We start from the raw sequence: 25,357 nt of genomic DNA on the forward strand, positions 1-25,357 counted from the left end.
TTTAAGTAATTATTTATTGTGCAACATGCACAATATAAACCAAGAATTACAATATATCAGCCAAGAATTACATACCCTTATTTTATTAGATTGAGTGACTTATATTGGCATGTTAGTATGTACTCGTAATAACAAATTAGGGGAGGATAATAATGTTAGAGATAAAGGAATTAAAGAAAACTTATGTATCAAAACAGAATAAATATATTGCACTTCAAGATTTAAATTTAAATGTGAGTAAGGGGGAATTCGTATCTGTAATGGGGCCTTCTGGTAGTGGGAAAACCACACTATTAAATTGCATATCTGGATTTATAGCAGCGGATTCTGGAAAGATCCTTTTAGATGGAGAAAATATTTTAAATATTGATGAAGATAAGTTAGCAGAGGTGAGGCAAAATAAGATAGGATTTGTATTTCAGGACTTTATATTGATTAATGGATTAACTGTATTAGAAAATATTTTTTTACCTCAAATTATTGCTAATAAGAATATGAAAGAGATAAAGAAGAGAACAAAAGCATTATTAGATGCTTTTGCAATAGAAATGATAAAAGATAAATACCCTAATGAGATATCTGGTGGACAGAAACAAAGAGTAGCAATAGCGAGGGCACTTTCAAATAATCCATCCATTATTTTAGCAGATGAGCCAACGGGAAATTTGGATTCTAAGTCAAGTTCAACAGTAATACAAGCATTTACAGATGCAAATAAAAATTTAGGGGCTACAATATTTATGGTTACTCATGATGCTTTTGCAGCATCTCATTCAGATAGGGTGGTAGCGTTAAAAGATGGGCATATTATTAAAGAACTTGTAAGAAATGCGTCTCCTAGAGAATTTTTAAATGATATTTTAAACTTTATGAAGGGAATAAATGGTGATATTTATGACGATTAATACTATTGTTAAAAAGTTATTTAAAAATAACATAAAGCGATATGCTTTATTTATTTTATCAACTATATTTGCCATTACAATGATTGGAGGATATGGTATTCTTCAATTTAGTCCAACAGTTACCAGTGTTCTTATGGATGGTGGTGCAACACAAAAGATTACACTAGGTATGTTTAGCTTTACGCTAATAGGAACTTTTGCATTTGTAATATACGCTTATTCGTTATTTTTGAAATACAAATCAAAAGAAATAGGTATATTTATCTCACTTGGAATTAAGCGTGAAAATGTAAGAAGAATTATCATAAAAGAATTGGATATAATTTTTTTCATATCTACAGTGTTAGGACTAGTTTTCTCAATATTTGTTGCATGGATAAGTTGGAGTGTTTTAACTATTTTTATAAAAACGCAGGAAACATTTTTCTCTATTGGATGGATAGGACTTATTATTGCACTTTTATTTTCAATTTTGTGCATGATTATTACTAGAGTATTAACCTCAAGATATATTAGAAAAGTAGATATAATAAAGATAATTAAAACTGAAGAAGAGGTTGAGAATGTTAAAGGCGATTCTTTTGTTCTGGGCTTGATTGGTACATTAATGATTCCAGGTGGAATTATAGTATATACTTCATTGGATATGCCGTATTTTTTAGTAGTATCTTTAGTGGGACTATATTTATTAATAGTACAGATTACGTCTATAGGTACATTGGTTAAGAAGATCAATCCTAGGAAGTACTACGAAAATATTGTGTTTTTCAATTTGATGAAATTAAAGGGAAAACAATATACTTTATCACTATTTGTTTCAACTATTTTAATTGGAGTTGCTATTTTTGGAATTGCTTTTAATGCTGCTCCAATGATGTCTGGTATGTTATCTACAATTTATGATGATCCATATGATTATATGGTTAAAGTAGGGTTCCAACAAGGAAATTTTAATGAAAGTGATATAAGAAAGTTAGCAGAAGATAATAACATCAAGCTTATGGATTTTAAGGAGTTTGATACAATTCTTTTGGCTCAGTTATCAAAAAAATATAATGATTGGGCACCTATGAATGTTGTAAGTGAGGAAACAGTTTACAAGCTTACTGGCAAAGTTTTAGATATTGAACCGGATTGTTTTATTCATGTTATATCTGCTAATGAAAATAGTGATCCAAGTAAATATATATCACAACCCAAAGGAGATATAACATTATTAAATCCTACTACAAAACAAGAATTTACACTTAATTATAAAGGTATAAGATTTATTAAGAATATTATGAATGGTGATACACAATTTGAACAAAAGGATTTTTTTGTTATAGATAAGGAATTGTTTAATAAGTTGCATAATGAGCTGCGAAAACAATATGTTTTTACAACTTATGTATTTAATACACCCAATTGGCGAGAAACAGGTGACTTTAGTAATGCACTGTTTAATTCAATAGCAAAAGCAAGTAAAGAGAAATGGTGTCCAAATTATAACATAGGTGTTATATTTGATAGAGTAAGGGATCAAAGCTCAGGTGCACCAGTAAACTATGTATATAAAGATTTAGAGGACAGTAGTTTCGAAGCAAATAGATGGTGGGGATTTGCTCCTTATTCAAGATACCACAAGGTTAATAACAGCACCTCTGATTTTGCTATTTATATGTTGCTTATGCTATATATTTCTGTGATTGCTATTGTTTCAGCAGTTATGACAATTGGTATTAAAATATTGAGTACAATGTGGCAGGATAAGGTGGTATACAAAAACATTACATTTTTAGGGGTGAAAAAAAAGGAGATAAGGTCAAGTATATCAAAGCAAGTTGCCCTAATATACTTTGTCCCAGTGGTACTTGGAACTATTATTACTTTATTTTTATTTAAATCAATGATGGATATTACTGTGTGGGAGTATCCAAATGTATCATTTTTATTTACTTGTGGATTATCCTTACTTGTAGTTTTAATTCAAGTAGCATTATTTTTTGTGATTAGAAAGCAAGCTACTAAAGAATGTATGAACTTTATAGATGTATAAATAAAAAATGTAATAACTATTTTATTATTAGTAGTACATCTTAAATATCATGCTTTGCTTATACCAAATTATCTACGAGCTTTTGTGTAAAACTAGGAGTACTCTAGAGAGGGTTTTAAAGTAAAAGCCATGAACATAATAGAAAAATATGCATATAATAAATCGATGTAATATTTAATGAGAGGATAGTTATGAATAGAAACTATGAAATCACAGATTTTGTACCTTTTCAATATCCTATGATGTGCCCAATGATGATGTATAGAATGGGCTATATGATGGAGGAACCAGATTGGGCAAGAAAGACGAAACCTCCAGTACAGCCTATGCCACAACCACAGTATGTACCACAACCAAAAAAACCACAACCTATGCCACAGCCAAAACCACAGCCAAAGCCACAACCTATACCGCAGCCGAAGCCAATGCCACAGCCCAAGCCACAACCCATGCCAATGCCAAAGCCTCAACCACCAATTATACAAGAAGTAAAAGTACAACCACAAGCAGGACCACCAATTATACAAGAAGTAAAAGTACAACCACAAGCAGGACCACCAATTATACAAGAAGTAAAAGTACAACCGGAAGTAGGACCACCAATTATACAAGAAGTAAAAATACAACCAAAAATAGAACCACAAAGTATGGAATTAAATATACAACCTAAAATGGAACCGCAAAATATGAAGTTAAATATACAACCAAAGATGGAATCAAAAAAAATGGAGTTAGACATAGAACCTAAGATTCAACCAAAGATGGAACCAAGCAATATGGAGCTGAATATACAACCTAAAATGGGAGCAGTGGCAGTTGAACCAATAAAACTGAAATTAATAATAGAACCCAAAATGCAACCAGCAAAAATGCAATTAAATATACAACCAGTGATGCCGCCGGTACAGCAACCAATAATGATGCAGCAACAGCCAATGATGCAGCAGCCAATTGTAAGACCTATGATGCCTTGTCCAATGATGATGCCATGCCAAATGATGATGCATCATCCAATGGCTAAAGCTCCATGTCATATGATGATGAACCCAATGGAAATGCAGAAGCCATCTATGTATTCAGATAAGTTTTGCCCAATGATGATGGATCCGATGGAAGAAATGTTAGATTGTGATTAATCTTATTCAATAAAAATTTTTACATTTGTAAACATATAAATTATTGTTATTCAATAGAAATATTATAACTGTAATTCTCAAAAAAACTCTATGCACCATGGTGTGTATAGAGTTTTTTTCTAAGTTTTAAAAGTTTAATAACATTTTTATTTATTATTTTGTATCAAGATAGAATAATAAGATATAATAGTGTTACCAAAAAAACAAAAAGGGGATTAATATGAGAAATATAAAAATGATAATTCAGTATGATGGGACAAGGTATAATGGTTGGCAAAAGCAGAATCAAAAAGGAAGTACTGCTGTAACTATACAAGGAAAGATAGAAAATGTTTTAAGCAGAATGACAGGAGAAAAGATAGAGGTTATAGGATGTGGAAGAACTGATTCAGGAGTCCATGCGGAAAACTATGTAGCTAATTTCTTTACTAATTGCAAGCTTACTATAGATGAAATGGAGAAGTATTTAGAAGAATATTTGCCAAAAGACATAGTAATAAAGGAATTAAGGTTTGCAAAGGATAGGTTCCATGCAAGATATAATGTTAAATCGAAAACATATGTATATAAAATTGATAATAATAAATACAATAATGTATTTAATAGGGATTTTACAAATCATATACCTACTGAGCTAAATATAGAACAAATGAAAAAGGCAGCAGGATATTTAATAGGAACTTATGATTTTAAAAGTTTTACTAGTTTAAAAGCGAAGAATAATAAATCAACACTTAGAACAATAAATTACATAAATATAACCAAGAATGATGGATTAATAGAAATCGAAGTAAATGGAAATGGATTCTTATTAAATATGGTAAGAATAATAGCAGGAACACTTATAGAAGTTGGTGGAGGAAAAATAATAGCTGAGAATGTAGAAAAAATATTAATGGAAAAAAACAGAGAAATGGCAGGTCATAAAGCTCCAGCCAAGGGATTAACATTAAAAGAACTTGAATATTAATTAAATTTATATATATAAACCCGTATTGGATAGTATTCAACACGGGTTTATATTATGTTGAATCAATGGAATATTGTATATAAAGAGTTAATATTATAATAATACTTCACTATATATTTAATGTTCATGGGGAGGTAACAATATTATGAATACAAAGGTAAGAGTAGCTCAATATGGATGTGGCAAGATGTCTGTATATACTATGAGGTATATATATGAAAACGGCGCAGAAATTGTTGCAGCATTTGATGTTAATCCAAAGGTAATTGGTAAGGATATTGGAGAAATACTAGGATGTGAACCAAAGGGAGTTATAATTGAAAGTGCTGACAAGGTAGATGAAGTATTTGCAAAAACTAAGCCAGATGCATGTATAATTACAACTATGAGTCTTATGTCTGATCTTAAGGAACCAATGATGGCTTGTGCAAGGAATGGTGTGAATGCTATTAGTACTTGTGAAGAAGCATTTTATCCTTGGAATTCATCTTATAACATTACAAAAGAAATTGATGAAATAGCTAAGAAGAATGGATGTACTATTTGTGGTGCGGGATATCAGGACGTATTTTGGGGAAACCTTATTACCACTTTGGCTGGAGCAACTCATAAAATAACAAAAATCGTTGGTAAATCTAGCTATAATGTAGAGGACTATGGCATTGCCCTTGCTAAGGTGCATGGAGCGGGACTTAATTTAGCAACATTTGAAAAAGAGATAGCATTAGCTGATAACATTTCTACAGAAGAAAGGCAAAAGCTTATTGACAAAGGAGAATTTTTGCCATCATATATGTGGAGTGTAAATGGATGGCTTTGCTCACAGCTTGGACTTACTGTTAAGAGTCAGGTTCAAAAATGTATACCACATACTTATGATGAGGATCTACACTCAGAAACATTAAAAATGACAATTCCAGCTGGACATGTAACTGGTATGTCAGCCATAGTAACAACAGAGACAGAGGAAGGAATTACAATTGAATCTGAATGTATTGGAAAGGTATATTCACCAGAAGAATGTGATAGAAATGATTGGACAATATATGGGGAGCCAGATACACAAGTAGTAATTACAAGGCCTTCTACAGTAGAATTAACTTGTGCTACTATTGTAAATAGAATTCCAGATATAATTAACGCTCCAGCAGGATATATAACAACTGACAAAATGCCTCGTTCATTATACAGGGTTAAACCTCTTAATGAATATGTTAGATAAGGATTATAAATATATGTAGTCCATCTTTATGATTAATACAAAAGGCTTTGCTGAAGAAATGCAGCAAAGCCTTTTTTTCAGAACCTATGCTCTATACTATGTTATCTAAAAAAGTTGCTCTTTAATCTTTTTAATATGGAGTTAAAGAACTAGTTAAATTATAATAGTGTATATAACTATTTTTTAGAGGTGCAAAAAATGAATAAGACGATTGGCATATTGGCACATGTAGATGCTGGTAAAACTACATTTGCTGAGCAAATATTGTATCATACAAAGAGTATTAAAAATAGAGGAAGAGTTGACCATAAAAACTCTTTTTTAGATAGCCATAATATAGAAAAAGAAAGAGGAATTACAGTATTTTCGGATCAAGCTATTTTTGAGTATAATTCCTCCGCTTATTATTTAATAGATACTCCTGGACATGCAGACTTTTCTTCAGAAATGGAGAGAGCTATTGGAGTTATGGATTATGCTATTGTAATAATAAGTGGAGTTGAAGGAGTTCAAGGACAAACAGAAACAGCATGGAGACTTTTAAGAAAACATAATGTACCTACATTTTTTTTCATTAATAAAATTGATAGAGATGGTGCAAGCGTTGAAAATGTGATTAAGGAAATTAGATCAAATTTAACTAAAGATATTTGTTTTATTACAGAATCTTTTAATGCAGAAGATATGGATGAAGAAATTATAGAATTTATTGCAGAACATGATGAACTACTTTTGGAAAGATACTTAGAAGAGGGTTATGAAAAAGATTTATGGACAAGCTTTATGAAAAATATGATTAAAGAAAATAAAATATTTCCATGTTTAAGCGGTTCAGCATTACAGGATGTTGGTATAGATGTTTTTTTAGAAAAATTGGATATGCTAACTTTTACAGAGTACTGTGATGAAGAGGAATTTAGCGGATTGGTATATAAAATACATCATGATGAGCAGGGAAATAAAGTAACTTACATAAAAGCATTAAGTGGTATTTTGAAAGTTAAGGAAGAAATATGCTTAGGGATTGATAAAGATAATATTTGCGAAAAAGTTAATGAAATAAGAGTTTATAATGGAAATAGATTTAAAACTGTGGATAAGGCTTCCGCAGGAGAAATTTTTGCAGTAACAGGACTATCAAGTCTATCCATAGGAGATGGAGTTGGAGCTTTAAGAGAAAAGATCCATTATGAAATAGTGCCAACATTAAAATCAAAAGTTATATTTGATAATACATTGAATACAAAAGATGTTTTAAGTTATTTTAAGATTTTAGAAGCGGAAGATCCTGCGTTAAATGTAGTTTGGGATAACAGTTTAAATGAAATACAAGTTCATATTATGGGAGTAATTCAACTAGAGGTTTTAAAACAACTGGTAGAAGAAAGGTTTAATATATCAGTAGATTTTGGCCCTTGCGAGATTCTTTATAAAGAGACTATTTTAACAGAAGAAATTGGTTATGGGCATTTTGAGCCTTTAGGACATTATGCAGAGGTACATCTTAAATTAGAACCAGGAGAAAGAAATAGTGGAATTACATTTTACAATGTTTGTCATACTGATGATTTAACAATTGGTAACCAAAACTTAGTGCGTACACACATTTATGAAAGAGAGCATCGAGGAGTATTAACAGGGACTCCTATAACCGACTTAAAGGTTACTTTATTAACTGGAAGGGCACATAACAAGCATACAAGTGGTGGAGATTTTAGAGAAGCTACTTTCAGATCACTAAGACAAGGATTAGAAAGTACAAAAAATGTACTACTGGAACCATATTATCGCTATAAGATGGAAGTCGAGTTGGATTATATGGGGAAAATTATATCGGATATACAAAGATTAAATGGCTCTTTTGATTCACCACAAATATATTATGAAAAAGCTATTATAACAGGAAGGGGACCTGTTGCTACCTTTATGAATTATAGCATGGAATTTATTTCACTAACAAAAGGTAAGGGGAAAATTAATTTTATCTTTGATGGATATGATATATGTCATAATGAGGAACAGGTAATTGAAAAAATAGGTTATGATAAAAATGCTGATATGGATTATACATCTACTTCAATATTTTGTTCAAAAGGACAAGGCTTCTTAGTGAGTGGCAGTGAGGCTAAGGCTCATATGCATTGCTTAAAATAGTTTTTCTTACATAAGGATTGAAGGAAATAAAATTTTGTGATACTATACTATATAGTTAGAATTTGTTTCATAATACAAAAAAAGGAATGTTGGCCACGAAGGTTACTTCCTTGTAAACAGTATTATTAAGTTGTTTTAGAACTAGGCGGAAAATCAAAAAACGGGTAAAATAGTAAAGATTTTAAAATATGGGTTTTTGACCACGAAGGTTATTTCTTGTAAAAACAAGATTAATTATTCGTGGTTTTCTATTTTAGCTGTTAAAAGTTAGCTTAACAATTGATTCAAAATTATTATTATCTATTGTTGCAAAGGAGTTGGGAAATAATGAGGAAAGGTAAAAAAATAATTTTGGCAGGCGCTCTAATAATTGTTGTAATGTTTAGTGTATTATCTGGATGTACAACTACACAGGGAGGAAAAAAAGAAGAAACAAAAAAGATCGTTGATATGAGAGGTAAAAACATTGAGATACCAAAAGATCCAAAGAGAGTAGTTATTGTTGATAAGGGATTTATTGTACAAACTATGGTTGCTATGGGAATACAAGATAAAATAGTGGCTTCAGGAGGAATTATACAAGGGAAGGAACCAAAACCAGAAGATAGGGACACTTTATGGTTATTTCCGAAAATAATACAACTCCCTAACATAGGGTATAGTATTGGAGGCTTCAATTATGAGGCACTTGCTAATGCAAACCCTGATCTTGTCTTATGGAGAAATTCAGAATATATCAAAGATAAAGATGTTACTACAGAAGCTATGAATAAGATAGAAAATGAATTTAAAATACCGCTGGTTGTTATAAATGGGCCAGGCTGCTATGATGATGTGAAGTTGGAGACTCAATATGAAGGAATTAAACTTCTTGGCAAGGTTTTTGGTAAGGAAAAGAGAGCAAAAGAAATGATAGCTTATATGGAAGAACAGATTGATATGATAAAAACTAGGACTGCAAATATTCCTAATGATAAGAAACCTTCCGCAATGTACATTGGCTTAAAGGGTGATAGCAGCGTAGGTTCAGTTTGGGGAAAAAATTTTGGTGATGCTAAATTTTCAGAGGAGATATGTAATATTAAAAATGTGTATGATAAGCATGAAAGTAAAAAGATGTCATCAGAACAAATAATAACTTTAAATCCAGATGCAATTATACTATGTACAAATTCAGTTAAACCTAATCCTAAAATACTTAGTAATGATCCAGCATATAAGAGCCTTCGTGATGTAAATGCTGTTAGAAATGGAAGGGTTACTTCCCTTGGTCTTCTTACTTGGTGGGGAGATTTTAGATTAGAATTTCCTACTATTCTTTTAATATCAGCAAAGAGTGCATATCCAGATAAATTTACTGATATTAAAGTTAGTCAGTGGCTAGATGAATATCATAAAAGGCTTTACAACATATCAGATTCTCAAGCAAAAGAGCTTAAAGGTGTACAGTACTTAAAATGGATGGATGAGTGTAACTTTTAAATATAATTAAGAGGGAGTATAAATAATGAAGAAATTTCTTCTTGTCATATTCTTTATAATATTATTATTGACTATGACTATAGCTATACATTTTGGAACTTACAAAGTTCCAATAATGGATGTGTTTAACGTTATTGCTTATCATTTGGGAATAGGATTAAAACCTATAGTAAAAATTAATATAATTGTATGGGAAGTTCGAATTCCACGTGTTATATTAGCTTCTATTGTTGGAATGGCATTAAGTACAGCAGGAACTGTTTTTCAAGGATTGTTCCAAAATCCTCTTGTGGAGCCGTATATATTAGGAGTATCCTCAGGAGCAGCTTGTGGTGCAGCGGTTTCTATAGTTTTGTCTTGTAGCATATTATCTGTACAATTTACAGCATTTATTTTTGCAATGTTAGCAATGGCAATGGCTTATACTCTTGCCACTAGAAAGAAAGAGACTCCATTAGTGAATTTAATTCTCTCTGGAATAATAGTTTCATCACTTTTTACTGCAATATTAAACTATATAAAAATTACTGCTGGTGATAAGCAATTAAGAGAGATTACATTTTGGCTGATGGGTGGATTTTATACAGCAGCTTGGAAAAATGTTAAGGCATTGTTTCTATTTATATTAGTATCAATTATTATTATTTGGGCTTTTGGCTGGAAGTTGAATGTACTTACTATGGGAGAGCAAGAGGCACGGTCAATGGGTGTATCAGTAGGCCCTTTAAAATTGATCTTAATATCCCTCGCAACATTTATAACGGCTATTTCTGTAGCCACTGTGGGCATTATTTCTTGGGTGGGTCTTATGGTACCTCATATGGCAAGGATGACTATAGGACCTGATCATAGATATTTAATACCTCTATCTGCTTTATTTGGAGGGATATTCATGGTAATATGTGATACTTTAGCAAGAATATTGATAATGGGAGAGATACCAATTAGTATAATTACTTCCATTGTAGGGACACCTTATTTAATTTATTTACTTAGAACTAATAGGCAGGTGTATTTTAATTGAAAAGCGTAATTAGCATTAAAAATCTATACTTTAATTATGGTTCTAGGCAAGTTATTAAGGGAATTACTGCGGATATTAATCAAGGGGAATTGTATGCATTGTTTGGCCCAAATGGTTCAGGAAAAACTACTTTACTTAAATGTATTACTGGATTGTTAAAATATAAAAAAGGTAACATTAAGGTGATGGATAAGGAGATTAAAGAACTTAGTCCAAAGCAACTTAGTAAATACATATCATATGTTCCACAGGATCATAAGCTATCTTTTCCATTTACTGTAGAAGAGGTAGTGCTTATGGGAAGAACTCCGCATTTAGGTGGATTCTTAGGGCCAGCTAAAGAAGACATTGAGTATGCCAATAAAGCGATAAAGAGAATTGGTATAGAGGACATATGTCATCGCTGTTACACGGAACTAAGCGGAGGGCAAAGACAATTGGTATTATTGGCTAGAGCAATAGCTCAAGATACCCCTATCATGGTTCTTGACGAACCAACATCTGCTCTTGATTTTAAGAACCAAATTAATGTTTGGAGAATTTTAAAATCACTTAAGGAGTACAATAAAACTATAATAACTTGTACACATGATCCTAATCATGTTTCTTGGTTTTGCGACTCTGTAGTTGTAATTGATGATGGGTATATTATAAAACAAGGTATTACAAGTGAAGTTATGATTAATGAAGTGCTTAATTCATTATATAAAGATACTTGCGCTATATCTTTATATAATGGTATGAATATGGTAGTACCAAAAAATAATGTACTATAAGATAATTTTAATTTAATATTATAAATATGTATTAATTAAAATAATCGAATATATTTAAAAGATACTATAGAATTCACCAAAAATGAATTTTATAGTATTTTTTTAAATTATGTGTAATGGAATAGAAAGTCTTGCGTATTAACATATGAAATTACTTAGCTAAGTAAAAAAGTTAATGAAAGGAAGAAGTTAAAAATATGCGGCAGCTTGTAGTGAATGAGGTTATAGATGAAAAAGAAATTAGAAAAACCTTGGGGAAAGACGAAGAGCTAACTTATATCTTTCAGATGTATTATAAACGCGTTTATAACTATATATATTATCGAATTAATTGTGATTATACAGCAGAAGATTTAACAAGTCAGGTTTTTGAAAAGATAATGCTTAAAATAAAAACATATTCTAAAGTTAAAGCACCCTTTGAAGTGTGGGTATTTGCTATAGCTAGAAATGTAGTAAATGATTATTTTAGAAGTTTAAAAAAGCATAAATTATTTTCTCTTGATACAATTAAGGAATTGGTATCAAGGGAAAAAACGCCAGAAGGTATAGTAGTAACAGCAGAAACTAATGCAAAACTTTCAAGGGCATTAGATACTTTGGATAAAAGGGAAAGAAATATTATAGCACTTAAATTTGGAGCTAATATAAAAAATAAAGATATCGCACAAATATTAGATATTACTGAAAGTAATGTTGGAGTAATACTTTATCGTACAATGAAAAAATTAAAAGTAGAAATGGAAAGAGAGGAGTAGGCATGGATAAAAAAAGTATTGAAGATAAATTTTCAATAGATATAGATGCTTATTTTAATGGAATAGAAGATTCTGATGAATCAAGTAGCCAAGAATACAACCAAATTCTAAAACTGGGAAAGACTTTGGCAGATAAGGATTTTAGTAAAAACAGCAATAAAGAAGCTGTGTTTAACAAAGTTTTAAAAAATATAAATGAGAATAAAGGAGATAATAATATGAAAAAATTAAATAAAAAATCTTATATTGCAAAGGTAGCATCAGTTGCAGCAGTAGGTATAATTAGTGTTTCTTTAATAAAACCAGCATTTGCACGTGAAATAGCAGATAAAGTGATTAGAACAATATCATTAGGACATGTAAGTGTTATACAAATGGAATCACCTAAAATAGAAAAGATCCCAGTTCCAGATGAATATAAAGGCAAAATTTTTGATAAGCATGGAAATAAAATAGAAATAGTTACAAAAGAAAATGCAGGTGAAATGTATACAGCTAAGGGTGAAAAAATTGCTGACTTTATAGATGGAAAAATAATAACTGTAGAGCAAGAAAAGAAATTACGAAAAAAGGGAGTTTTAGAAGTAAGAGATACTAATGAAATAAATAAACATGCTTGTTTTAAAGTTATTTTACCTTCCTACTTACCAGAAGGTTATAAATTTGATAGAGCAGAATTTAGTAAAGGTAATGAAGGGGAAATACTTGATAAATTTGTTAACTTATATTTTGTTAATGAAAAAACAGGTAAAACTATGTATATGCAGCAACGTCTTGCTTGTGAAGGCATGAATTCTGTAAGTGATGCAGAGAAAGTTGAAAAAATAAAAATTAATGGTGTAGATGCTGTAATAAGTAATGATAGATATATTGATTGGGAATACAAAAAGGTGATTTATAGTTTATCAGGTAAGGAAAGTATTACAAAGGATGAACTAATAAAGATTGCACAGTCTATTAAATAATTCATTTTTAATATAAATTGATAGTTATAAATAAGGTATAGCGATTTTAGCTATACCTTTTGTTTATTATTTCATAATCTATATATTTAATAAAAATAAGTAAAATAATTTTTAGTGTGTTATGATATAATAAATATTCTGTAAAGTAGATAATTACTTATAGAAAAGTGGTGAAGAAATGAATTTAAGGGAATTAGAAGAAATAATTTTCAAAACATCTTCTAATTTTATGAGAAAAAAAGGAGAAAGTATATTTAAAGAAGGGTTAGTTTCCAATATTAAAGGAAAAAAGATAGATAATATATATCATATTTACGGAGATGTATTGAAATATAATAATGGTGATAACATTAAGACACATATAAAAGTGAATCTGTTACATAAAAAGTTAGATGGAGTAAGCTGCACTTGTGATGATTTTAAAGAGATTTCTATGAATAAAAAATTATTTATGTGTGAGCATTTAAATGCCACTGCATATAAATTTTTAAGTTTATTGTTTAACAAGAAAGTGGCAGGAAATGAAAAAATTAAAAAGTCATATAAACGAGATGAAGAGAAAATCCCAGTAAATATTGATGTGAAAATTACTTGCAGGTCATGGAAAAGTAAAACTAACTATGAATTAGAATTTTGGTTAGGAGTTGAACAAACGCATTTAATTAATAATTTAAGAAGTTTTATTAGAGATTTAGATAATAAAAAAGATATTTTTTTAAATGATAGATTTATATATAATCACAAAGAAAACATTATTTCTTTTAGCAATATAAAGATTATAAATTTTATTAGACAGTATATTGAAAAAGAAAAAATGACAATGTCTATAGGAAAAAGTTTAATAGTTACTCCTGAACAGTTAAGAGAATTTTTGCAGTGTATTGATAAAAATAAAATTACATTTAAATATAATGGAATAGAATATAAAACAAATGTTTTAAAATCAGACTTACCTCTTAGTTTTACGTTAAAAGAGAAAGATGGATGCTTTGTATTAACCACTCATAAAAAACTTCCCATTCCATTAAATAGAAATAAGGATGTATACTTTTTTAATGATGAGCTGTATTTGCCAACGAAAGAGCAGATTGAGAAATATAGTCCTTTATATGATAGATTTAAAAGTTATAATGAAATTTTATATGCTAAAAATATAGAAAATTATAATAAAATTATTTCTTTATTAAGTAGTATTTCAAATAATATAACAATTACAGAGAGTGTAAAAAGGTTTGCATCTAATTCATTGAAGTTAGAGTTTATTATTTATAAAGAGCAGCCTAATATATACTGTGATGTAAAAGGCATTTATTATAATAAAAAGATTAATATATTAGAAAATGATGAAAATAAGCAACAATTTAGAAGAGATTTTAATGAAGAAGAAAAAATTCTCATGAAGCTTGAAAAATATAAATTTATAAAAAGAAATCATAGACTTATGTTTATTGGTGAAGATGAAGATTTTTTCAATATTTTAAGTAACAAAGAAGATAGTATAAATTCTTTAGGTACTGTTATTTTGGGAGAAGGATTAGATAATATAAAAATATATAATTCAAATTCTATTCAGATAGATTTGAATGAGAAAAATGGATATTTGAAATTTGATTATAATATTGGAGACATTGAAAGAAATGAATTAGGTAATATATTTGCAAGCTATAGATCTAATAATAGATTTTATAAGACTAAAGATAATGGATTTATTGATTTTGAAGACGAAGGAATAAAAGATTTTTTAAATTTATTTCACATATTAGATATTGATAAAAATATAGAAAGTGGTTCAGTACAAGTAGAAAAAAATAAATCACTCTATATATTAGAAAATCTAAAAAATAAGAACTTTAGAATACACAAAGGTATTGATATATTAAAAAATATAGAAGATAGACTAACTTGTATAAATAGTAAAGAAGTAACTTTACCAGAAGAGCTAAAAGCTACACTTAGGAAATATCAAATTGATGGATTTAAATGGTTTAAGCATTTAAGTAAATTAGACTTTGGTGGTATTTTAGCAGATGAAATGGGGCTGGGAAAAACAATCCAAACTATAGCCTTTGTTGTATCAGAAAAGAACAAAAAATCCTTGATAATTGTACCAACATCATTAATTTATAATTGGAAGAATGAAATAGAAAGATTTGCACCTATTTTAAAAGTTGGAATCATACATGGTGAAAAAACAGAGCAGAGACGGGTAATAAATAGCTTGGAGCAATATGATATAGTTTTAACTACATATGGGACCCTAAAAAATAATATTGAAAATTATAGTAATATTGAATTTGATTATTGTATTATAGATGAAGCGCAAAATATAAAGAACCCTATAACTCAAAGTACAAAGGCAGTGAAGGAAATTAAAGCAAAGGTAAAGTTTGCATTGACGGGCACTCCTATGGAAAATAATTTAATAGAGCTCTGGTCAATATTTGATTTTATAATGCCAGGATATTTATATTCTCAGGAAGTTTTTTATGAAAAATTTCTTTGTGGAAATGAAAAAGACCTAGAGAATCTTAAGTTATTAATTAAGCCATTTATTTTAAGAAGGACTAAAAAAGAAGTTATAAAGGATCTACCAGATAAAATAGAAAAGAAGATATTGGTGCAAATGACTCAAAAGCAAAAATTTATATATAATACTTATATAAAAGATATAAGAGAAAAATTAAAGAATAATTCTCAAGGTAAAATAGAAGTGTTTTCTTATTTAACTAAACTGAGGCAAATTTGCTTGGATCCATCATTAGTATTTACTGAATATGAAGGTGGAAGTGGAAAACTTAAAGTTGCTATGACATTAGTAGAAGAAGGAATAGATTCAGACAGTAAAATTTTGATATTTTCACAGTTTACTTCTGCTTTAAATAAAATAGGTGAATCTTTAAAAGAAAAAGGAGTTGAATATTTTTATTTAGATGGTTCTACTCCTTCTAAAGAGAGAATTAAGTTAGTAAATGAGTTTAATAATAGTGATAATATAAAAGTATTTTTAATTTCATTGAAGGCAGGGGGAACCGGACTTAACTTGACTTCAGCAAATTTAGTTATTCATTTCGATCCATGGTGGAATCCAGCAGTAGAAGATCAAGCTACAGATAGAGCACATAGAATTGGACAAAAAAATGTGGTACAAGTGATCAAATTAATTGCTAGAGGAACTATAGAGGAAAGAATTGTAGAATTACAAGAGAGTAAGAAAGAGTTAATAAATAATATTATTACAGGGGAATTTCAAAATAGCAATACTTTAAATAAATTATCTAAGGAAGAGTTACTTAAGCTTTTTGAGAGAGATTAGAAGCCACAGTAAATGATATGCTCCCTTTATGGTAGACAGTTAAAATAACAAAACTGTTTCTATAAAGGGGGCATTTTATTTTGGCTTAAAAGGGTGAAAGTATGAATAAATATCAATAATTAAACGGAAATATGAGAATATATTCTTGGTTTATACGTTATATAGAGTGTAAAGGCTTTTACAATAATATCTTAGCAAGGAGATAGTTTTATGAAATCGAACGGGGAAAATTATATACAGAGGCTGAAGGAGGGGAAGGAAGATGCTTTAGATTATATTGTAGATAATTATCTACCACTAGTAAAGGGAACTGTAAGTAAGGTTCTTTCTCCACTTAGAGATGATGGTCTTATAGAAGAATGTGTAAATGATGTATTTCTTTCTATTTGGAATAATGCTATGAAATTTAGAGGAGATGTAACAGATTTTAAAAAATGGGTTTATGTTGTATCTAAATTTAAAGCTATTGATTGTTATAGGGTTAATATAAAAAACATAGAAACTGTTTTAGATGACATTGAAATTACAAATGAAAATTCTGCAGAAGATAATTTTATCACTATGGAAAATAAAAGTGAAATATTAAAGTTAATTGATAGTTTAAAGGATATTGATAGAAATATTTTCGTTCTAAAATTCTTTCTTGGATATAAGTCAGAGGATATAGCTAAAAAACTTAATATTACAAAGGCTTCAGTGGATAACAGAATCTATAGAGGGAAAAGAAAACTTAGGGAAAAAGCATCAAACTTGGAGGTGATTTAATTATGAAGGATATTTATGAAGTATTAAATGATATTGATATAGATGAAAATGAGTTTGAGGAAATTTTTGTTGATGATATAGAAAAAGAGAGAGTTAAAAAGAATTTAAGAAAATCTATAGGTAAAAAAAGATTAATGAATAAAAAGAAGATTTGTGCAGCAGCTATTACTTTTGTGGTTATGTCATCTGCTATAATAGCAAAACCAGCTTTGGCAATTAATATTCCTATAATCGGAGAATTATTTAAAAAGAATTTAGTTAGTGTCAATAAGGATTATGTTAATTATATTGAAACAATTGGTAAGACTAAGTCCTATAAAGGGATTGATGTTACTTTTCAAAGTGCAGTAGCAGATAAAAATACACTTTTTTTGAGTTTTATTGTGAAAAATAACAACAAGGAAATTAAGAATGATTATAGGGATTATACAAATGCAATATCACCAATGAAATCAATGAAGATAAACGGGAAGTATGTAAGTATGAGTGGTGGAGCTTCATGGGATTTTATAGATAAAAATACCATTAGAGTATTACAAGATATTGATTTGGAATCAGATAATATAGAAGATAAGATGAATGTAGATATTGATATATCAAAATTATTTGGTATATCAGGAGATTGGGGAGTTCAATTTTTTATGGACAAAAGTAAACAAACAGAAAAAACTTATGAAAAAGAATTAAATGTTGACATAAATATAAATGGGGTAAAGGGAAAAATTTCAAATATAACAGTTACTCCACTTACTGTAAAAATAGAAGGACAGGGACATTTTAATGATATGTCTGATAACAATGTTCCAGAACTTTATTTTATAGTTCTAGATGATAAGGGAAAAATATTGCGTTCCAATGGATCATCAAGTTGTGATGGTGACATTTCTAAAGGGAAAGATAAATTGAAATGGAGTCATAGATTTATTTCTAACGCCAATATGAGTAATATAACTATTATACCTGAGTATACCATGCCGAATAGTAATATTAGTAAAAGATTATCGCCAGTTAAATTAGATGTAAATAATGTAAAGCCAATAGAACTAATTAATGATAAAGATAGAAGTATAAATATTAAGGATTATTTTATTGATGGTGATTATCTAGTTGTAAGATATAACGAAAAATGTTTTGGAAAAGACAATTTAATAGATGTATTTCCTATACCTATATATGTAATGAGCAAATATAATAAAATAGAGGAGATATCTGATTATCAAAAAATAGATACGATTTATAGCAAATATAAAAAGCCTAATGAGCATATGAGTGTATTTAAAGTTGGTAAAGAGAGAGACTTAATGGTTGGAACTTATGATGGGGCAGATATGAAAATTCTAAAAGATAAAGCAATTACTATTAAGCTTAAATAATATAAATTTTTAGAGTATATTCATGTAGCGTTATACCTTTTCTGATATAATATAGTAAAATTTCAGTTTAGTATATGAAGGGTGATATGTATGAAAATTAATAGACTAATAGAAATAATAATTATTCTTCTTAATAAAGAAACTGTAACAGCAAAGGAGCTTTCAGAAAGGTTTAATGTATCTCAGCGTACAATATACAGAGATATAGAGGAATTATCTTCTTCAGGTATACCAGTGTATATGAGTAAAGGAAGATATGGAGGAATTTCTCTTCTAGATAATTATACTCTAGATAAAACAATTCTCTCAGAGGATGAAAAGGGAAATATAATTTTTGCACTTAAAACCTTAGAAGCTACGAAACAGTTAAAAATAGATAATACTTTAGATAAAATAGGAAGTATTTTTGGAAAAATTAATTCCGTAGATTGGGTTCAAGTTGATTTTACCCCTTGGGGAAGTGATGGGGATGTTGACAGGAGATTTGATGAAATTAAATCATCCATATTAAAGCAAAAAATTTTAAAATTTAAATATGTAAACTCTCAAAATATTAAAAGTCAACGTACTGTAAAGCCATATAAAATCATATTTAAAGGGCAAGCTTGGTATTTACTTGCATATTGCTGTGATAAGGAAGCTGGTAGAATATTTAAGATAACTCGTATGAGAGATGTAGGGTCTATTGATAGTCATTTTGAAAGAAAGGAAATTAGTAAATTTTTCAATAAGGACAAAGATGACTATAAAGTTACTATGATTAAATTGAAACTTAAGTTCAACTCTAATATGCTATATCGCATTATTGATTATTATGATGAAGAGCAAATATCTAAAAATTTAGATGGCACATATTTAGTCATAGTAGAATTTCCATATGATGAATGGGTGTATTCTCATATATTATCTTACGGTGATGATGTAGAGGTTATTGAACCAGCATTTATTAGAGAAGAAGTAAAAAGTAGAATTAAAAGTATGATGGGAAAATATATAATATGACATACAGGTGGCATATATACTTTGATATCATGTAAGCAAATAAGAAAAAGGAGTGTATTTATTATGGAAAGAATGTATTGTCAAAGTTGTGGTATGCCACTTACTGATGAAAAGGAACTTGGAACAAATAAAGATGGAAGTAAAAATAATGAATACTGTATTTATTGTTTTGAACAAGGTGCATTTAAAGATGATATGACCATGGAACAAATGATTGATTTTTGCGTACCACATATGGTAAAGGCAAATCCAAATATGAATGAAAAAGAGGCTAAAGAAAATCTTCAAAGATTTTTCCCTACTCTAAAAAGGTGGAGAACTAAGTAATTAAGGAGAAAAAAATGGACTATATTCCTGCCAAAACAATAGTTTCAAAATATGCAAAAGATAATTGGTGGTTTGGGATAAATTATAATATGAATATTTACAAGGGTTGTTGCCATGGATGTATTTATTGTGATTCTCGAAGTGAGTGTTACAATATAGATAATTTCGATAGGGTAAGGGCAAAGAAGAGTTCAACACAAATTATTAGAAATGATTTAAAAAGTAAGAGAAGGATTGGAGTTATAGGCACAGGTGCAATGAGCGATCCCTATAATCCTTTTGAAATGGAATTAATGCTTACGAGAAATGCACTGGAGGAAATAGACAAATTTAAGTTTGGCATAGCTATAGCTACCAAAAGTGATCTTGTAACACGAGATATTGACATTTTAAATAGAATAAAACAGCATTCACCAGTTCTTATAAAGATGACTATTACTACTTTTAATGATGAATTATGTAAGAAGATTGAACCCAATGTTTGTACAACATCTAAAAGATTTGACGCAATAAAAAGTCTTTCAGATAATGGTATATTCACTGGAATATTACTTATGCCTATTTTACCATTTATTAATGATAATGAAGAAAATATTATAAGTATAGTAAGAAAAGCTCATAAGTGTGGTGCGAAGTTTGTTTTTGCATATGGAATGGGTCTAACCCTTAGACAAAATCAAAGAGATTATTATTATGAACAATTAATAAAGCTGTTCCCAGATAAAAATTTAGTACAAAGATATAAAGCGGCATTTGGAAGTAATTATGAATGTTCTTCTTTTAATTCAAAAAGTCTATACCATATATTTGAAACTGAATGTAAAAGATTAGGGTTACTTTATAAAATGGAGGATATAATCTTAGCTTATAAAGCTGGCTATGGAGATAGACAAATAAGTTGGTTTTAGGTATATTAAATAAAGAATATGCCTAAATTAAAAAGACGCGATAAGCGTCTTTTTAAGGTTTAGAGGATGATTACTTAAATTAATTAAATTTTTAGTAAAATTTCATATGAAGCCAAGAATTATGCTATATTAAAACAGGAATTTGTATTTCAGTTATGAACTCCTCTTGTAAGCTAGTCTCATGTACATCGATTTTGTATATTTCTATAGGTTCAGATATAATTTTATAGTTATTTTCATTAATAAATGAAAATAACTTATTAATATATTGCTTGTTATAAGAATAGGAACCCTTATATGAAATACATACATAATGTGCCCCATGTAATAGTAAATTATAATTACTTTCGTTACTGTCTAATAAGCAAAATACTGACTTATATTCATTATAAATGCCACTATTTAAGCTATCTAAATTATATATAGCGCCTACTTTTGTATTACCTAAAAGATAAAATTTAGCCTCATACTTTTTTTGAAGCTTTTTTATTAGATAATCTACTTCTTCATCACGTGATATATCACCATTCAATTTTAATGCTTTTCTTTCATCTATATAAATTACTTTAATAGTATTTAGAATAGTAGTATTTTCAGCAGAATTAATATTTTCAATTCGTTTTAGAACATTATTTTTTAAGAGTGCTAATTCTTGTATTTTACTATCTATTAAACATATTTCTTCACTTAGCATTTCTTTGGTGGTTTTTACAGTTCTATTATTTATATAATCATTAATTTTTTCCATAGAAAAGTCAAAGGTACGCAGTTCTTTAATTAAATTTAGTTTCCATATATCATTCATGGTATAAAGCCTATATCCATTAGAATCTCTCATGGGTCTTAGTATACCTAACTTTTCATAATACATTAAAGAATCTCTACACATGTTATATATTTTGGATATCTCTCCAATCTTATAACAATCTTTCATAAAATCCTCCCAAAATATTTTTAGTACTATATTAATTATTTTACAAAAATTGCTAAAACATAAAAATATAGTTGACCTTAGTATTATACCAGGGTTTATAATTTTAATAAAGGGGTGATAGTTATGAATTGCACAACGGTTCATAATAATAGCATGAGAAAAAAATTCATAAGATATTTATTACCATCTGTTTCAGCCATGTGGGTATATTCTTTATATACTATGGTTGATGGAATATTTGTTAGTTGGGGAGTTGGAACTACTGCTATAGCTTCAGTTAATATTGCAATGCCTTTTATCAATTTTATTTTTGCTATATCAGTATTTTTTGCCACAGGAGCTTCAACTCTTGTTTCTATAGCTTTAGGAAAAAATGATTTAAAAAGAGCTAATGAAATATTTACTATGAATTTTATTGCTATGGTTGTTGTTTCAATAATAATAGTAACATTAACATTAATGAATTTGGATAAAATAGCTATATTTTTAGGTGCAAATGATTTAACAATGGGTTACGTCAAGGAATATTTACAAATAATAACTATATTTAATGGATTTTTTATAACATCATATTGTTTGGAAGTATTTACAAAGGCTGATGGATTCCCTTATTTGGCAATAGTAGGTGTTGTTTCTTCTGCATTAGTAAATATAGGACTAGACTATCTATTTGTTATGAAGTTCCATTGGGGAATAAAAGGAGCAGCATATGCTACAGGTATTTCTCAAGTTATAGCAACATTAATTTATATAATTCATTTCAATAAGAAAAAATCAAAGTTGAAATTTATAAAGTGTAAATTTGAGTTTGGGGTTATTAAAAAAATATTATCAATAGGATTACCAGATAGCTTAACAGAATGTTCAACAGGTGTAGTTATATATATATTTAATCAGATTATATTAAGCAATGTTGGAGATAAAGGTGTTGTAACTTATAGCATTATTTCTTATATAAATTTATTAGTTTTAATGACTATGATAGGTATTACACAAGGAATGCAGCCTTTATGTAGTTTTTATCATGGTAGGGAAGATGAAGAAGCTGTTAATACTTTATTTAATATGAGTGCAAAAACTATAGGATTAATATCTATATTAATATTTGCCATAGTAAACATATTTACACCTCAGTTAGTTCAAATATTCATGGATAAAGGAGCTAATGAGGAGTTATATATGTATTCTATAAAGGCTATAAGAATGTTTTCTTTATCATTTATTATAGTAGGCTATAATATTTTAATATCAGGTTTCTTTGCAGCTATAGCAAAGCCTAAATATGCAACTATTATATCCATATCTAGAGGCTTAGTTATTATAACATTAGTCTTATTTATAATGACAGCTGCATTTGGAGAAAATGGTATATGGCTAGCTACTGTTGTTTCAGAAGGAATAAGTATTATAATATCTGTATTAATAACTAAGAAAAATAGTTATGTCCATTCAAGATTTATCAAAGTATAAAGGAGATTTAGAAAATAAATCAAAATAAGAAAAGTATTGGTGTTCTAAGATATCAATACTTTTCTTATTTACTTTAAACTAAAACTATGTAATAATAGAAAGTTGTAAAACTATATTTATTGTTGATAGTTGTAGAAATTTGACAATGATAAAATAGTTAAATAATGATTTAAGATAGTGAGGCGTGAAAATGAAGATAGGATTTGATCATGAAAAGTACCTTGAAGAACAATCAAAATACATTCTAGAAAGAGTTAATAATTATGACAAGTTATATTTAGAATTTGGTGGAAAGCTTTTATTTGATCTTCATGCAAAAAGAGTTTTGCCAGGCTTTGATGAAAATGCAAAAATTAAATTATTACACAAATTGAAAGAAAAAGTTGAAATAATTATTTGTGTATATGCAGGGGATATTGAAAGAAATAAAATCAGAGGTGATTTTGGAATTACCTATGATATGGATGTTTTAAGATTAATTGATGATTTAAGAGGTTATGATCTTGAGGTAAATAGTGTTGTAATAACTAGATACAGCGGACAACCGGCGGCTACTGTCTTTATAAATAAGCTTGAACGTAGAGGTATAAAAGTATATAAACATGAAGCAACAAAAGGATATCCTACAGATGTTGAGGCAATTGTAAGTGATGAAGGATATGGTAAGAATCCATATATTGAAACAAGCAAACCTATTGTTGTTGTAACAGCGCCAGGACCAGGAAGTGGAAAGCTTGCAACATGTCTTAGCCAGCTTTATCATGAATATAAAAGAGGTAAAGTTGCAGGATATTCAAAGTTTGAAACATTCCCAGTTTGGAATGTTCCACTAAAGCATCCTTTAAACATAGCTTATGAAGCTGCAACAGTTGATCTTAAAGATGTAAATATGATAGATTCATTCCATTTTGATGCTTATAATAAAGTTGCAGTAAACTATAATCGTGATATTGAGACGTTCCCTGTGCTTAAGAGAATTATAGAGAAAATAACAGGTAAGGAAGCTGTTTATAAATCTCCAACAGACATGGGAGTTAATAGAGTAGGATTTGGTATTATTGATGATGAGGTTGTTAAAGAAGCATCTAAACAAGAAATAATAAGAAGATACTTTAAAACAGGGTGTGAATATAAAAAGGGCTATGTAGATGAAGAAACTTTCCAAAGAGTTAAACTTATTATGGAAGAACTTAATTTAAAACAACAAGATAGAAAAGTTGTTATGCCTGCAAGAGAATATTCAGCTAAGTTAAAAGAAATGTCTAACAAGAATGATATTTGCCCAGTTGTAGCAATAGAGCTTCATGATGGCACAATACTTACTGGTAAAAGTTCTGATGTGATGAATTCAACAGCAGCTGTGATTCTAAATGCTGTTAAACATCTTGCAAATATATCTGATGAAATTCATTTAATTTCTCCAGTTATACTTGAACCAATTATAAATTTCAAATCAAAAACATTAGGAAGCAAGAATACAGCTTTAAGTTGTGAGGAAGTATTGATTGCACTTAGCATATGTGCTGCTACAAATCCAACAGCACAAGTAGCTATGGAAAAGTTAACAATGTTAAAAGGATGCCAAGCTCACTCAACTACAATTTTAAGTAGAAATGATGAACAGACTTTTGGAAAACTTGGCATAGATGTAACATGTGATCCTGAATATCCTTCAGAAAGTCTTTACTATAATAATTAGTTATATAATAGTATAAAAATGATGAATGTTAACCGACTGTTATTAAAAATAGCAGTCGGTTTTAATGTTACTAAAATTTTTGTTTCATGATTATTTTTTATAATATTACGATAGTACCTATAGAAGGATATAGATA

20 protein-coding genes are annotated in these 25,357 nt (G+C 28.9%); 19 read left to right on the top strand and 1 reads right to left on the bottom strand.

Features of this window, described 5'->3' with window-relative positions; translation table 11 throughout:
• The first annotated feature begins 152 nt into the window (after positions 1-152).
• From T514_RS0104990 to T514_RS0105070, 17 genes are all read left to right on the top strand, one after another.
• Positions 153-905 (top strand): ABC transporter ATP-binding protein, encoded by a 753-nt coding sequence (locus T514_RS0104990; protein WP_027623784.1) that lies wholly within the window; start codon positions 153-155, stop codon positions 903-905.
• Positions 883-2,943, top strand: coding sequence for an ABC transporter permease (locus T514_RS0104995; RefSeq protein WP_027623785.1), 2,061 nt, complete (start codon positions 883-885; stop codon positions 2,941-2,943). The genes T514_RS0104990 and T514_RS0104995 overlap by 23 nt, the downstream gene beginning before the upstream one ends.
• Before the next feature lie 191 nt (positions 2,944-3,134).
• Positions 3,135-4,079, top strand: coding sequence for a hypothetical protein (locus T514_RS26485; RefSeq protein WP_027623786.1), 945 nt, complete (start codon positions 3,135-3,137; stop codon positions 4,077-4,079).
• 220 nt (positions 4,080-4,299) lie between these two features.
• Positions 4,300-5,049, top strand: a complete 750-nt coding sequence (gene truA / locus T514_RS0105005; RefSeq protein WP_027623787.1) for a tRNA pseudouridine(38-40) synthase TruA — start codon at positions 4,300-4,302, stop codon at positions 5,047-5,049.
• A gap of 145 nt (positions 5,050-5,194) precedes the next feature.
• On the top strand, positions 5,195-6,271 hold the full coding sequence (locus tag T514_RS0105010; protein ID WP_027623788.1) for a dihydrodipicolinate reductase: 1,077 nt from the start codon (positions 5,195-5,197) through the stop codon (positions 6,269-6,271).
• A 198-nt stretch (positions 6,272-6,469) separates the two neighbouring features.
• Positions 6,470-8,425: a GTP-binding protein gene (locus tag T514_RS0105015; RefSeq protein WP_027623789.1), complete on the top strand. Its 1,956-nt coding sequence runs from the start codon at positions 6,470-6,472 to the stop codon at positions 8,423-8,425.
• Between the two features lie 327 nt (positions 8,426-8,752).
• A complete protein-coding gene (locus tag T514_RS0105020) occupies positions 8,753-9,907 on the top strand; it encodes an ABC transporter substrate-binding protein (protein ID WP_027623790.1) in 1,155 nt (384 codons plus the stop codon).
• Positions 9,908-9,932: 25 nt separating this feature from the next.
• Entirely contained in the window at positions 9,933-10,931 is a 999-nt protein-coding gene (locus T514_RS23810; protein WP_034868170.1) for a FecCD family ABC transporter permease, read from the top strand.
• Positions 10,928-11,707, top strand: coding sequence for an ABC transporter ATP-binding protein (locus tag T514_RS0105030; protein WP_027623791.1), 780 nt, complete (start codon positions 10,928-10,930; stop codon positions 11,705-11,707). Before T514_RS23810 ends, T514_RS0105030 begins: the two co-directional genes overlap by 4 nt.
• A 212-nt stretch (positions 11,708-11,919) precedes the next feature.
• Positions 11,920-12,465, top strand: coding sequence for a sigma-70 family RNA polymerase sigma factor (locus tag T514_RS0105035; RefSeq protein ID WP_242850552.1), 546 nt, complete (start codon positions 11,920-11,922; stop codon positions 12,463-12,465).
• A 2-nt stretch (positions 12,466-12,467) separates the two neighbouring features.
• Complete coding sequence (locus T514_RS0105040; RefSeq protein WP_027623793.1) at positions 12,468-13,430, top strand: DUF4367 domain-containing protein; 963 nt, start codon at positions 12,468-12,470, stop codon at positions 13,428-13,430.
• Between the two features lie 178 nt (positions 13,431-13,608).
• Entirely contained in the window at positions 13,609-16,743 is a 3,135-nt protein-coding gene (locus tag T514_RS0105045) for an SNF2 helicase associated domain-containing protein (RefSeq protein ID WP_027623794.1), read from the top strand.
• 210 nt (positions 16,744-16,953) lie between these two features.
• Positions 16,954-17,508: a sigma-70 family RNA polymerase sigma factor gene (locus tag T514_RS0105050; protein ID WP_027623795.1), complete on the top strand. Its 555-nt coding sequence runs from the start codon at positions 16,954-16,956 to the stop codon at positions 17,506-17,508.
• Positions 17,509-17,510: 2 nt separating this feature from the next.
• Complete coding sequence (locus T514_RS0105055; RefSeq protein WP_027623796.1) at positions 17,511-18,881, top strand: DUF4179 domain-containing protein; 1,371 nt, start codon at positions 17,511-17,513, stop codon at positions 18,879-18,881.
• A 90-nt stretch (positions 18,882-18,971) separates the two neighbouring features.
• Complete coding sequence (locus tag T514_RS0105060) at positions 18,972-19,883, top strand: helix-turn-helix transcriptional regulator (protein WP_027623797.1); 912 nt, start codon at positions 18,972-18,974, stop codon at positions 19,881-19,883.
• 63 nt (positions 19,884-19,946) lie between these two features.
• A complete protein-coding gene (locus T514_RS0105065; RefSeq protein WP_027623798.1) occupies positions 19,947-20,210 on the top strand; it encodes a zinc ribbon domain-containing protein in 264 nt (87 codons plus the stop codon).
• A gap of 14 nt (positions 20,211-20,224) precedes the next feature.
• Positions 20,225-21,118: an SPL family radical SAM protein gene (locus T514_RS0105070; RefSeq protein WP_027623799.1), complete on the top strand. Its 894-nt coding sequence runs from the start codon at positions 20,225-20,227 to the stop codon at positions 21,116-21,118.
• 124 nt (positions 21,119-21,242) lie between these two features.
• On the opposite strand, the gene T514_RS0105075 is transcribed toward T514_RS0105070, so the two are convergent.
• Positions 21,243-22,052, bottom strand: a complete 810-nt coding sequence (locus T514_RS0105075) for a MerR family transcriptional regulator (protein ID WP_027623800.1) — start codon at positions 22,050-22,052, stop codon at positions 21,243-21,245.
• 123 nt (positions 22,053-22,175) lie between these two features.
• Here T514_RS0105075 and T514_RS0105080 point away from each other — a divergent pair, with 123 nt between their 5' ends.
• On the top strand, positions 22,176-23,522 hold the full coding sequence (locus T514_RS0105080) for an MATE family efflux transporter (protein ID WP_027623801.1): 1,347 nt from the start codon (positions 22,176-22,178) through the stop codon (positions 23,520-23,522).
• 190 nt (positions 23,523-23,712) lie between these two features.
• Positions 23,713-25,221, top strand: a complete 1,509-nt coding sequence (locus T514_RS0105085) for a DUF1846 domain-containing protein (protein WP_027623802.1) — start codon at positions 23,713-23,715, stop codon at positions 25,219-25,221.
• Positions 25,222-25,357 lie beyond the last annotated feature (136 nt).

The organism is Clostridium lundense DSM 17049 (genome assembly GCF_000619945.1).
GTDB lineage: Bacteria > Bacillota > Clostridia > Clostridiales > Clostridiaceae > Clostridium_AO > Clostridium_AO lundense.